Source organism: Enterobacter cloacae complex sp. 342H5 (assembly GCF_050030905.1).
Taxonomy (GTDB): domain Bacteria; phylum Pseudomonadota; class Gammaproteobacteria; order Enterobacterales; family Enterobacteriaceae; genus Enterobacter; species Enterobacter intestinihominis.
Genome location: NZ_JBLGVB010000001.1, coordinates 4,298,395 through 4,310,246, shown reverse-complemented (window position 1 = coordinate 4,310,246; position 11,852 = coordinate 4,298,395). Strand labels below are relative to the sequence as shown.

General features: G+C 55.3%; 10 protein-coding genes. 5 read left to right on the top strand and 5 right to left on the bottom strand.

The window, feature by feature from the left end; all coding sequences use genetic code 11:
* Window positions 1–147 precede the first annotated feature (147 nt).
* Window positions 148–1,638 (top strand): M16 family metallopeptidase, encoded by a 1,491-nt coding sequence (locus tag ACQG03_RS20655; RefSeq protein ID WP_022649723.1) that lies wholly within the window; start codon window positions 148–150, stop codon window positions 1,636–1,638.
* Window positions 1,639–2,123: 485 nt separating this feature from the next.
* Here the strand turns inward: ACQG03_RS20655 and ACQG03_RS20650 are convergent, their stop codons facing one another.
* Window positions 2,124–3,053 (bottom strand): sugar kinase, encoded by a 930-nt coding sequence (locus ACQG03_RS20650; RefSeq protein ID WP_022649722.1) that lies wholly within the window; start codon window positions 3,051–3,053, stop codon window positions 2,124–2,126.
* Between the two features lie 230 nt (window positions 3,054–3,283).
* Between ACQG03_RS20650 and pdeH the strand changes: the two genes are divergently transcribed.
* Entirely contained in the window at window positions 3,284–4,057 is a 774-nt protein-coding gene (gene pdeH, locus ACQG03_RS20645; RefSeq protein ID WP_017384185.1) for a cyclic-guanylate-specific phosphodiesterase, read from the top strand.
* A gap of 65 nt (window positions 4,058–4,122) precedes the next feature.
* Window positions 4,123–6,165, top strand: coding sequence for an AsmA family protein (locus ACQG03_RS20640; RefSeq protein ID WP_023298835.1), 2,043 nt, complete (start codon window positions 4,123–4,125; stop codon window positions 6,163–6,165).
* A 93-nt stretch (window positions 6,166–6,258) separates the two neighbouring features.
* Here ACQG03_RS20640 and ACQG03_RS20635 read toward each other — a convergent pair whose 3' ends face one another.
* The 3 genes from ACQG03_RS20635 to ACQG03_RS20625 form a co-directional block, all read right to left on the bottom strand.
* Window positions 6,259–7,581: an MFS transporter gene (locus tag ACQG03_RS20635; protein ID WP_022649720.1), complete on the bottom strand. Its 1,323-nt coding sequence runs from the start codon at window positions 7,579–7,581 to the stop codon at window positions 6,259–6,261.
* Between the two features lie 260 nt (window positions 7,582–7,841).
* Window positions 7,842–8,867: an inner membrane protein YhjD gene (gene yhjD, locus ACQG03_RS20630; protein WP_022649719.1), complete on the bottom strand. Its 1,026-nt coding sequence runs from the start codon at window positions 8,865–8,867 to the stop codon at window positions 7,842–7,844.
* Between the two features lie 50 nt (window positions 8,868–8,917).
* Window positions 8,918–9,817: a LysR family transcriptional regulator gene (locus ACQG03_RS20625; RefSeq protein WP_032621978.1), complete on the bottom strand. Its 900-nt coding sequence runs from the start codon at window positions 9,815–9,817 to the stop codon at window positions 8,918–8,920.
* Window positions 9,818–9,936: 119 nt separating this feature from the next.
* Between ACQG03_RS20625 and ACQG03_RS20620 the strand changes: the two genes are divergently transcribed.
* Complete coding sequence (locus tag ACQG03_RS20620; RefSeq protein WP_045308793.1) at window positions 9,937–10,695, top strand: SDR family NAD(P)-dependent oxidoreductase; 759 nt, start codon at window positions 9,937–9,939, stop codon at window positions 10,693–10,695.
* Window positions 10,696–10,869: 174 nt separating this feature from the next.
* Window positions 10,870–11,472, top strand: coding sequence for a response regulator transcription factor (locus tag ACQG03_RS20615; protein WP_063163702.1), 603 nt, complete (start codon window positions 10,870–10,872; stop codon window positions 11,470–11,472).
* On the opposite strand, the gene ACQG03_RS20610 is transcribed toward ACQG03_RS20615, so the two are convergent.
* Entirely contained in the window at window positions 11,451–11,789 is a 339-nt protein-coding gene (locus tag ACQG03_RS20610; protein ID WP_022649714.1) for a lysozyme, read from the bottom strand. The genes ACQG03_RS20615 and ACQG03_RS20610 overlap by 22 nt on opposite strands.
* Between the last annotated feature and the right edge of the window lie 63 nt (window positions 11,790–11,852).

The following is an 11,852-nucleotide window of genomic DNA, read 5'->3' as shown; positions in this document are numbered from 1 at the left end:
TTCGACAAAATTTTTTTGGGTATATTTCGCTTCCGCCCGTGACGTTTAGCCGAACACGCTGTCTAATCGGAAGGTTTTCATCGTCATCTTTGAGTGCTCACGTCGCGAGACACTCTCTTTAACCAGGAATGTTGATCAGGGGTTCACATGCAGGGCACAAAAATTCGACTCTTAACCGGCGGTTTGCTGATGATGGCAGCAGCCAGTTATGTGCAGGCAGATGCGCTCCAGCCAGACCCGGCCTGGCAACAGGGAACACTGGCGAACGGATTCCAGTGGCAGGTGTTATCCACTCCGCAACGTCCGAGCGATCGCATTGAAATTCGTCTGGCTGTGAATACCGGCTCCCTCACAGAAAGCACCCAGCAGACCGGCTTAAGCCATTTTATTCCTCGACTGGCGCTCACCCAGAGCGGCAGTTTGCAGGCGGTTCAGGTGCGTTCTTTATGGCAACAGGCCATCGATCCAAAACGCCCGCTTCCCCCGGCTGTGGTCTCCTATGACTACACCATGTTTAACCTGAGCCTGCCCAACAACCGTAACGATCTGCTTAAAGAAGCGCTTACCTATCTTTCTGATGCGACCGGCAAACTGGCGATTACGCCTGAGACCGTAAACTATGCGTTGAGCAACAGCGACATGGTGGCGACCTGGCCGACGGATACCAAAGAAGGCTGGTGGCGCTACCGCCTGAAAGGGTCCACGCTGCTTGGCCACGACCCGGCAGAACCGCTGAAACAGCCGGTGGATCCAGAGCAGGTGAAATCTTTCTACCAGCAGTGGTACACCCCGGATGCCATGACCCTCATTGTAGTGGGCAACGTGGACAGCCGTGCGGTGATAGAGCAGATCAACAAAGCCTTTGGCGATTTAAAAGGGAAGCGTGAAACGCCCGCCCCTGTTCCTACTTTGTCCCCGCTGCGTCCTGAGACGGTCAGTATCATGACGGATACCGTGCGTCAGGATCGTCTTTCGATGATGTGGGATACCGCCTGGCAGCCGATCCGCGAGTCCTCGGCGCTGTTGCGTTACTGGCGTGCGGACCTGGCGCGTGAAGCGCTGTTCTGGCATGTTCAGCAGACGCTCAGCAAGAACAACGTGAAAGACATTGGTCTGGGCTTTGACTGCCGCGTGCTGTTCCAGCGCGCCCAGTGCGCCATTAACGTCGAATCGCCGGGTGATAAGCTGAATGCCAATCTCGGCGTGGTGGCGAAAGAGCTGGCTAAAGTGCGTAAAGAGGGCCTGTCTGAAGAGGAATTTAACGCGCTGGTGGCGCAGAAATCCCTCGAATTGCAGAAACTGTTTGCCACCTATGCCCGCGCCGATACCGATATCTTAATCAGCCAGCGCATTCGCTCCTTACAGAATCAGGTCGTGGATATCGCGCCGGAGCAGTATCAGAAATTGCGTCAGGATTTCCTGAACGGTCTGACCGTGGAGATGCTGAATCAGGATCTGCGGCAGCAGCTGTCTCAGGATATGGCGTTGATTCTGTTGCAGCCGAAAGGTGAGCCGGAATATGACATGAAAGAGTTAAAGGCCACCTGGAACGCCATCATGGCGACGCCGTCGCAGCCAGTACAGGCGGCGGCCGATGATTTGCACCAGGATGCGAGCGATATTCCGCAGGGCCAGTAAGGCCCTGCGTTCCCTCTCCCTGTGGGCTGAGGGATTTTATGCAGAAGCAATAAAGTTGCTTTCTAAATGACTGAGGGCTGTCAGCGATGCCCTGGTCCGGCTGTAAATCGCTGAGGCGTTTGCCTTCCGGCCGGGGCGAGGCGCAGGGATGCGCCGAGAGGGCGGCTTTACAGGGACGTTGCCTCCGCCCGTACCCGATAAGCCGGAAGGAATAAGCCGAGGTCACCGCGAAGCGGCGATTTACCGCCGGGAGCCCGGGTCGCCAGGGTGGTGGTGATGAGCCACCCTGGCACGTTCACCGGTCATGTCGTTACAGAGTAGCAAGGAACATAAAGTGAACGGAATGACCACCACCGCCGTATGTTCCCCTCACCCTACCCTCTCCCCGGAGGGGCGAGGGGATTGCTCAGTGCTCGCATTAATTTGTGGGGAACCCTCAGCCCTGTGGGAGAGGGTTAGGGTGAGGGCATCAGCCCGCCCATTCCTTAAGCAGGCATCGCCTCGCGCGGAATAATCGCTCCGCGATACTGAATCACCGTGCTGGCCGTCAAGTGTCCGCGCTGCGCTGCCGCTTCTGGCGTACCTCCCGTCAAACGTACCGCCAGATACCCCGCGCTGAAAGAATCGCCCGCCGCAGTGGTATCGATCACTTTCTCTTTCGCCAGCTTCACCGCCGGCACCTCTGTCACGGCTTCACCCGCCACCGCCACCAGGCAAGACTCCGCCCCGCGCTTAATCACCACTTCGCTGACCCCAGCGGCCTGCGTCCGGGCGATGACCTCATCAACCGGCTTTTCACCCCACAGGGCATCTTCATCGTCCAGCGTCAGGAAGGCGATATCGGTGCATTCCAGCATCTGCTGATACACCTGCTGCGTCTCTTCACGGCTGGCCCAGAGGCGCGGACGGTAGTTGTTATCGAAAATCACCTTACCGCCGTTGGCACGGCATTCGCGCAGCAGTGACAGCAGCTTTTCACGGCTCTGCTGGCTCAGGATCGCCAGGCTGATCCCGCTCAGGTAGAGGTAATCGAAGGTGGCCAGCTCTTCGCAAATCGCAGCGGCGGCATCGCTTTCCAGCCAGAATTTGGCAGCCGCTTCATTACGCCAGTAATAGAAGGTGCGCTCGCCGGTACTGTCGGTTTCGATGTAGTACAAACCCGGCAGACGGTTTTCCATTCGCTGGATCAGCGAAGTTTCAACGTTTTCACCCTGCCAGGCCTCCAGCATCTGCTGGCTGAAGCTGTCCGTTCCCAGCGCGGTAACGTAGCTCACGCTCAGCGCGTCGGGGGCGACCTGACGGGCAATGTAAACGGAGGTGTTCAATGTATCGCCGCCAAAACCGCGGCTGACTTCCGCGCCTTTCTGGGACAGCTCAATCATGCATTCGCCAATCACGGCAATTTTCTTAGACATAGTCGTGAACCTGAACAGAGTAATTAAGGGTAGTGTGCGCTGTGTGTTTTTTACGGTCAACCATATTAAAACGACGTTCCATTATTTTTTTTGAGCCAGCGCGTGTTCCGGCATATTTCTGTCATCTTAATTTCATTTTCCCGCTGAATTGAACATAAAGTTCTCACCTGGCGGGCCGATAACTCAGTGACGAGTCCAGAAAGGCTATCCCATACAACAGGACATCCGAAATGAAGTCAGAGCAGGTTATCCAGCGGCTGAGCACTACGCCTGAGGCAAGTATTGAGAACTTGCAGGAGCATCGCTACTGGCTGCAATGTGAGCGAGCGTATACCTATCAGCCTATCTACCGTACTGACGGTCGGTTAATGGCAATTGAGGTGTTAACGGTCGTCACTCATCCATCGAACCCTTCGCAGCGTATCGCGCCGGACCGCTATTTTGCGGAGGTTGCCGTGCGTCAGCGCATCGACGTGCTGGAAGAGCAGTTGAGAATGCTGGCGACGAAGCAGGCGTTCTTCGAGCAGCACGGTATTCTGGCTTCGGTGAACGTGGATGGTCCAACCCTGATGGCGTTACGTCAGAATGCGACGCTGCAGGCGCTGATTGCCACCTTGCCGTGGATGCGCTTCGAGCTGGTGGAACATGTTCAGCTGCCGCAGGACTCCTCATTTGCCTCGATGTGTGAGTTTGGCCCGCTGTGGCTGGATGATTTCGGTACCGGTATGGCCAACTTCTCCGCCCTGAGCGAAGTGCGTTATGACTACATCAAAGTGGCCCGCGATCTGTTTATCATGCTGCGCCAGACACCGGAAGGACGGAACCTGTTTACGATGCTCCTGCAACTGATGAACCGCTATTGCCAGGGCGTCATTGTGGAAGGCGTGGAAACGCTGGAAGAGTGGCGCGACGTGCAAAATTCTCCGGCAGCGGCGGCACAGGGTTATTTCCTCTCTCGTCCTGTCCCCATGAATACCCTGGAAAAGGTGATAACCACCCTCTGATCTGCCCGCTTCCCTTTGTCTGAACTATAGTTTTAAAGGCAAGTTCATCAGGAAAGGGGACAACAATGACAAAAACAACCAGGGTGATTTCCTGGACAGCAGGGATTTTCTTGTTGCTGATCGTGGTCTTAATCATCATTATCGCCACGTTTGACTGGAACCGCCTCAAACCGACCATCAACCAGAAAGTCTCGACCGAGCTAAACCGCCCCTTCGCAATACGTGGCGATTTGGGGGTCGTGTGGGAGCGTCAGAAAGAGGAAACCGGCTGGCGAAGCTGGGTGCCCTGGCCGCACGTTCACGCTGACGACATCATTCTTGGCAACCCGCCGGACATCCCCGAAGTGACCATGATCCACCTGCCGCGCGTGGAAGCCACGCTGGCGCCGTTAGCCCTGTTAACCAAAACGGTGTATCTGCCGTGGATCAAACTTCAGCAGCCCGACGCGCGGCTGATTCGCCTGTCGGAGAAAACCAATAACTGGACGTTCGATCTCGCCAGCAGCGGCGATAAAGATCCGAATGCGCAGCCCTCTTCATGGTCCTTCCGCCTCGACAATATTCTGTTCGATCGGGGGCGGATCGCCATTGACGATAAAGTAAGTAAGGCTGACGTGGAGATCCTCGTCGATCCGCTGGGCAAGCCGCTGCCGTTTAGCGAAGTGACGGGCAGCAAAGCCAAAGGCGATGACAGCAAAGCTGGCGATTACGTCTTCGGCCTGACAGCGAAAGGGCGCTACAACGGCCAGCCACTGACCGGTAAAGGCAAAATCGGCGGTATGCTGGCGCTCAGGAGCGAGGGTACGCCGTTCCCGGTGCAGGCGGACTTCCGCTCGGGCAATACCCGCGTGGCGTTCGTGGGCACGGTTAACGACCCGATGAACATGGGCGGCGTCGACCTCCAGCTTAAGTTTGCCGGGGATTCGCTGGGTGAACTGTACGATCTCACCGGCGTGCTGCTGCCGGATACCCCGCCGTTTGAAACGGACGGGCGGCTGGTCGCAAAAATCGACGCTGAAAAATCGTCCGTCTTTGACTACCGGGGGTTCAACGGCCGCATCGGCGATAGCGATATACACGGCACGCTGACCTACACCACCGGAAAACCGCGCCCGAAACTGGAGGGGGACGTTGAATCCCGCCAGCTGCGTCTGGCCGATCTTGGTCCGCTGATTGGCGTAGATTCGGGTAAAGGCACGAAGTCAAAAGAGGTCAAAAAGGACGCTCAGCCTGCGGGTAAAGTGCTGCCCTATGACCGCTTCGAAACCGACAAGTGGGACGTAATGGATGCGGACGTGCGCTTCAAAGGACGTAAAATTGAGCATGGCAGCACGCTGCCGTTGAGCAACCTCTCGACCCATATCATCCTGAAAAACGCCGATCTGCGCCTGCAACCGCTGAAGTTTGGCATGGCCGGGGGAACCATTTCCTCGAATATCCACCTGGAGGGGGATAAAAAGCCGATGCAGGGAAGGGCGGAGATCCAGGCGCGTCGTCTGAAGCTGAAAGAGCTGATGCCGGACGTGGAGTTGATGCAGAAAACCCTCGGTGAGATGAACGGCGATGCGGATATTCGCGGCACGGGTAACTCTGTGGCCGCGCTGTTAGGCAGCGGAAACGGCAACCTGAAGCTGCTAATGAACGACGGGCTGGTGAGCCGTAACCTGATGGAGATCCTGGGGCTGAACGTCGGTAACTTCATCGTCGGACAAATCTTCGGAGACGATGAAGTGCGCGTGAACTGCGCGGCGGCAAACGTGGACCTGGTCAACGGTGTGGCGCGTCCGCAGATTTTCGCATTCGACACGGAAAACGCGGTTATCAACATCACCGGTACCGCCAGCATGGCGTCCGAGCAGCTGGATTTAACCATCGATCCGGAAAGTAAAGGCATTCGCATCATCACCCTGCGCTCGCCGCTCTACGTTCGCGGGACCTTCAAAGATCCGCAGGCGGGCGTGAAGGCCGGGCCGCTGATTGCGCGCGGTGCGGTTGCCGCCGCCCTCGCCACGCTGGTCACCCCTGCGGCGGCGCTGCTGGCGTTGATTTCGCCGTCAGAAGGCGAAGCGAATCAGTGTCGGACGATTTTGTCGCAGATGAAGAAGTAAGGTGTGGCCTGTTCTTGCCGGGTGACGCTGCGCTTACCCGGCCTACATGTGAATCGTAGGCCGGGTAAGGCGTAGCCGCCACCCGGCATTCGCTTACAGAGTCTGATGCTTAGTTTCGTGCGTCAGCAGCAGCGCAATCAGCGTCAACGCTGCCATGGCCGCCAGATAGACACCCACATAGAACAGACCATAGTTCGCCTGAAGCCACGTGGCGATATACGGGGCCACCGAGGCGCCCAGAATAGACGAAACGTTATAGGAGAACGACGCGCCGGTATAACGCACTTCAGTCGGGAACAGCTCCGGCAGCAGCGCGCCCATTGGGCCAAAGGTCAGCCCCATCAGGCTCAGACCAATCAGCAGATACGCCATCACCAGCGCAGGGCTACCTGAACCCAGCAGCGGCGGGAAGACAAACAGTGCGAACAGGATGATCAGCGAGGTGATGACGATCATGCTTGAACGACGGCCAAATTTATCCGCCAGCAGGCCCGCGATGGGCACCATCACGCCAAATCCAATAACCGCCATCATCAGCATCCACAGCACTTCGTTACGCGGCAGGCCCAGTCCGACCGGTACGGCGGCGGTACTGTAGGTCATGGAGTACACGGTCATGATATAGAACAGCGTGTAGGTCGCCAGCATGATGAACGTACCCAGCACGGTCACGCGGAGGTGTTTGGTCAGCAGCGTCCCCAGCGGAACTTTAACCTGCTTTTTCGCCGCGGCGACTTTAGCGAAGACCGGCGTCTCGTGCAGCGACACGCGCACGTACAGGCCAATCAGCACCAGCACGGCAGAGAAGACGAACGGAATACGCCAGCCCCAGCTCATGAACTGTTCATCGGTCAGCAGCCAGGAGAGGAGCAGGAAGGTGCCGTTCGCGAAGAAGAAGCCAATCGGCGCGCCCAGCTGTGGGAAAGAGCCATACAGGGCACGCTTACGCGCCGGGGCGTTCTCGGTCGCCAGCAGCGCCGCGCCGCCCCATTCCCCGCCCAGCCCCAGGCCCTGACCAAAGCGCGCCAGCGCCAGCAGCACAGGCGCCAGAATGCCGATAGTTTCATAGGTCGGCAGCAGGCCGATGGCGACGGTGGAGATCCCCATCGTCAGCAGCGAGGCAACCAGCGTCACTTTACGCCCGACGCGATCGCCAAAGTGGCCAAAGACCGCTGAACCTATAGGACGCGCAACGAAGGCGATAGCAAAGGTAGCTAAAGACTGTAGCGTGGCTGCCGTCGGGTCGCCCTGTGGGAAGAAAATATGCGGAAAGACAATGACCGCAGCGGTGGCGTAAATATAAAAGTCGAAGAACTCAATGGCGGTGCCAATCAGCGATGCGACGACGACTTTATTGCGGGAGTTGACCGGAACGTGTTCCGCCCCTTCGTTAAGTGTGGTGGCTGTTGCTTGCATAATATTTTCTTATTTTTGGACGAACGAAGGGCCATATTAGGCACAGCAAAAGCGACATTTCAATCTGTAACAAAGGCGTGACATGGTCATAAAAGCAACAAAAAGCGGATAATTTTCAGACCAGCGAAAACACTTCCATGAAATGCTTCACACATTTTAAATATCAGTCATTAAAACTGGTTTTGAGTTAAATAAAAGTTACGGTCTGGATTTATATGCTGAAATGATGAATCGGGCTGAAATATCAGCCCGACAGGACATCAGTGGTGGGTTTTTCCCGGCATGCGCGGGTCGTCTTTATACTCTGCGGTGGCGATCCACGCGGCACAGAACAGCGTCAGGCGTGCGAAGAAATAGAAGAAGGCCATCAGCCCCAGCACCGAACCAAAGGCCGCGCCGGAGGGGGACTTCACCAGCGATGGCAGCGTATAGGTCATCACAATTTTGATCACCTCAAAGCCAATAGCGGCAATCAACGTCCCACGGATCAGCGCCTTCTTGCGCGGCCGATGGCGGGGCAAACGCCAGAAGATCCAGAAGAACAGCAGGTAGTTAGCAAAGATGGAGATAGCAAGCCCTATACCGCGCCAGGCCGGTTTCAGCCATTCAATGTAGTCCAGATACAGCGCGGAGATAATCATCTGCTGCGCAGAACCGGCGACCGAGGTGATAGAGAGCGTGATGACCAGCGCCACCAGCAGACCAATCAGCGAGATAAAGTCGCGCAAATACTTCACCCATATCTTCTCCTGATCCTGCGGCGTACGCTCCCAGACGTCACGCGACTGGGCGCGAATGGCCTCACGCAGGTTGCCCATCCAGTTAACCCCGGAATAGAGCGCAATCAGCAACCCGACGATACCCACGGTGGTACGCTGCTGCACGGCGGTATTGATGGTGCTTTTGAGCGTCGTGGCGAGCGTCTGGTCGCTGACGTTGGTCAGGATTTTATTGAAGATGTCCTGCAACAGCGTCGGGTGAGACGCCAGAACAAAACCGGCGGCAGCAAACGACACCATCAGGATGGGGATCATCGACAGGAAAGAGAAGTAGGTGATCGCCGCGCCAAACTGATTTCCCATGCGGTCGTTAAAGCGCTCAGCGGCGCGGATCAGGTGAGCAATCGCGGGTATCTGCTGAATTTTTTCGGCTATGCCGGTCACGGTGCCCAGCGCTTTGCTGGTCGTTCCAGGCTCCTTCGGCGCTTCAGGCTCGTTATCCATCTTTTTGATGGGTTCATAATCTAAATGTTGAGTCGGTCGTTGCGGGTTATTTTCCGGCGTCACGCGCATTTTCCTTTTCGTTGAGCTGGATGTTACTGAATTATAGCTTGCGACTAGTCCACGTAACTTTTTGTGAGTTCGGTAAGCCACTCCATAAACACATGCACCCGACGGGAGAGATTACGGCGGTGGGGATAAATGAGGGAGACGGGCATTGGTTCAGCCCGATATTGCGGCAGGATCTCAACGAGTTTTTTCGTGCGCAGGGCATCACGCACCCCGACGCGCGGGACCTGAATAATGCCAAGCCCGGCGATACAGGCGGCCTGGTAGGTTTCCGTGCTGTTAACCGTCAAAACGCCTCCCGTTTTTATCCACTGGGTCGCGCTGCCGTTGAAATACTCAAAACCCAGAGGACGGGTGCCCAGCGTGGCGGAGTAATGAATGAGGGCGTGTGAGCCCAAATCATCCAGCGTCTCAGGGTAGCCGAATCGCGTGAGATAATCCGGGCTGGCGCAGTTAATCACTGAAAGCTTCCCAAGCGGGCGGGCGATAAGCCCGGAGTCCTTCAAGTTTCCCACGCGAACCACGCAGTCAAATCCTTCGCGGATGACATCGACCAGACGATCGCTGCTGCTCAGCTCAAGCTCAATGCCGGGAAACTGTTGTAAAAATGCAGGCAGTTTCGGAATGACGACATTTCGTGCAATGGCAACGGGCATATCCACACGTAGCCGACCGCTGATGGTGGAAGGGTCGTGCAGAAACATGCCGTCCAGTTCGTCCAGATTCATCAGCAGATCTTTTGCGCGTTCGTAATAAACCATGCCGTCCTGCGTCAGGCTGACGCGGCGGGTAGTGCGGTGCAGCAGTTGAGTGCCAAGCGCGTTCTCCAGCGCCTGGATCTGCCGCGAGACACTCCCCTTCGGCAGGCTTAACGTCTCCGCCGCGCGGGTAAAACTCTCCAGTTCCGCGACGCGAAGGAAAAGCTGCATTGCGTATATTTTATCCATAGATATGGGTCATTGTTGTTTGAAATGAAACAGTGAAGCGTTGGCGGCACTATTTATTGATTTTCTACCATCTAATAAGCTCATTCTCAATCTTCATCGCAGTCGAAACGAGGTGAATTATGCGTGAACGTATTGCATTAGTGACGGGCGGTAGCCGCGGCCTGGGTAAAAATGCGGTTTTGAAGCTTGCTGCGGAAGGGACAGATATCATCCTGACCTGGAACAGCAGTCAGCAGGAGGCGCAGGAAGTTGTACGCGAAATTGAGGGAAAAGGTAGAAAAGCGGCAGCATTGCAGCTTAACGTCGGCGATACGGCAAGTTTTGCGCGCTTCGCTCAACAGGTGAAGGAAACCCTTGCACACGTCTGGCAACGTGACACCTTTGACTATTTAGTGAACAACGCAGGTACAGGGTTATACGCACCCTATACCGAGACGACAGAAGCGCAGTTTGATGATGCGGTGAATATTCACTTCAAAGGTCCGTTTTTCCTCACACAACAGCTGCTGCCGCTCATAAAAGACGGAGGACGGATCCTGAACGTCTCAAGCGGACTGGCCCGTTTTACTCAGCCAGGTTCAGGGACTTACGCGGCAATGAAAGGGGCGATGGAAGTGCTGACCCGCTATCAGGCAAAAGAGCTTGGCGTGCGCGGAATTTCCGTCAATATCATCGCGCCTGGCGCGATTGAAACCGACTTTGGAGGCGGACGCGTAAGGGATAATGCGGAGCTTAACCAGCTGCTGGCCTCGCAGACGGCGCTGGGACGGGTGGGCCTGCCCGATGATATCGGTGACGCCATTGCGGCGTTGCTCAGTGACAAACTGGGCTGGATGAATGCGCAACGTATTGAAGTTTCAGGCGGTATGTTCCTGTAATGTTCAGACTTAAGGGGGAGGGAACCCTCTTAAGGAAATCCTTAAAGCAGGTGTGTCTAAATGATGAAAGATATAAAGAGAGCTGGGTGAATTGTAACCTCTCCATTCATTGAGTTTTTTCTTAAAAAATGCCTCTGTAGAATCCCCCTTCGCTATTCTCAGAGGAGTAATACGATGCGAGTAATCATGTTTGACAGGCAGTCATTATTTATTCATGGAGCGAAGTGCAGTTTGCAGAAATTAATTCCGGAAATAGATTTGACAGGAACTCGTCAGACTGATGAATTATGGGCACACTTATCCGCGTCACCTTCCGCTATCGTCATGATAGATGGGGATTTAATTCATGATAACGGTGTGGCTTTACCGGAAGAGATTATGAATCGTTTTCCAACAGCGCGCGTGGTGCTGGTGTTAACGAAAAAAGAGCCTCGCTGGGTTGAGCAAATGCTACAGCGCAACGTGGTAGCAATAATCCCTCGTAATGCGAATCCCGAACGCTTTTCCGCCGTGCTGGATTCTGTATCGCGAGGGATGGTCTGTTTTCCCGGCGAGTGGATGAACCAGCACTCCTCTCATGATGAGCTGTCATTGTTAAGTGAGCGCCAGCGTGAGGTATTGAAATTACTGGCGGCCGGAGAGTCAAATAAAGAGATAGGTCGTAATCTCAATATCAGTGCGGCAACGGTAAAAGCCCATCTTGAGACGCTTTTCCGTCGTCTTGATGTCAAAAACCGGACGCAGGCCGCGATGTACTATACCCGGGCGACGGCCTGAAGGATCTTCTCTGGCAGAGGGGAATCTTCCCCAAAACTGAAGAGCGTTAATACCAGTGCATCATGCTGCTGTTGGGTTAATGGGCGTTTGTTCATTTCCCGCAGCAGCGACTCACATAAATGAATATCATTGAAAAGCAAATTCTCCGCCTCAGTCGGCGTGATGAGGCCGTTAAATTTTTCCCACTGGCGAATCACGTGACCGTAACCTATAACCCATATTCCCTTTTCGTCACGGTATTTCTCCAGGGAAAGACCCTGCTGTTTTTTAATTAATGCGATTGCAGCAGAAGATATCTGCATTGCATAACCCGTCATAAGCGTTTCCTCTTTATGGCGGAACTATAAAGGGAAAACAGCCCGGGGAATATCCGCCAAATG

Excerpts from the sequence above, each read along its gene's own strand:
- ACQG03_RS20640 (WP_023298835.1), top strand. The coding sequence starts at position 4,123 with ATGACAAAAACAACCAGGGTGATTTCCTGGACAGCAGGGATTTTCTTG.
- ACQG03_RS20610 (WP_022649714.1), bottom strand. The coding sequence starts at position 11,789 with ATGACGGGTTATGCAATGCAGATATCTTCTGCTGCAATCGCATTAATT.
- ACQG03_RS20650 (WP_022649722.1), bottom strand. The coding sequence starts at position 3,053 with ATGTCTAAGAAAATTGCCGTGATTGGCGAATGCATGATTGAGCTGTCC.
- ACQG03_RS20620 (WP_045308793.1), top strand. The coding sequence starts at position 9,937 with ATGCGTGAACGTATTGCATTAGTGACGGGCGGTAGCCGCGGCCTGGGT.
- pdeH (WP_017384185.1), top strand. The coding sequence starts at position 3,284 with ATGAAGTCAGAGCAGGTTATCCAGCGGCTGAGCACTACGCCTGAGGCA.
- ACQG03_RS20655 (WP_022649723.1), top strand. The coding sequence starts at position 148 with ATGCAGGGCACAAAAATTCGACTCTTAACCGGCGGTTTGCTGATGATG.
- ACQG03_RS20615 (WP_063163702.1), top strand. The coding sequence starts at position 10,870 with ATGCGAGTAATCATGTTTGACAGGCAGTCATTATTTATTCATGGAGCG.
- ACQG03_RS20635 (WP_022649720.1), bottom strand. The coding sequence starts at position 7,581 with ATGCAAGCAACAGCCACCACACTTAACGAAGGGGCGGAACACGTTCCG.
- ACQG03_RS20625 (WP_032621978.1), bottom strand. The coding sequence starts at position 9,817 with ATGGATAAAATATACGCAATGCAGCTTTTCCTTCGCGTCGCGGAACTG.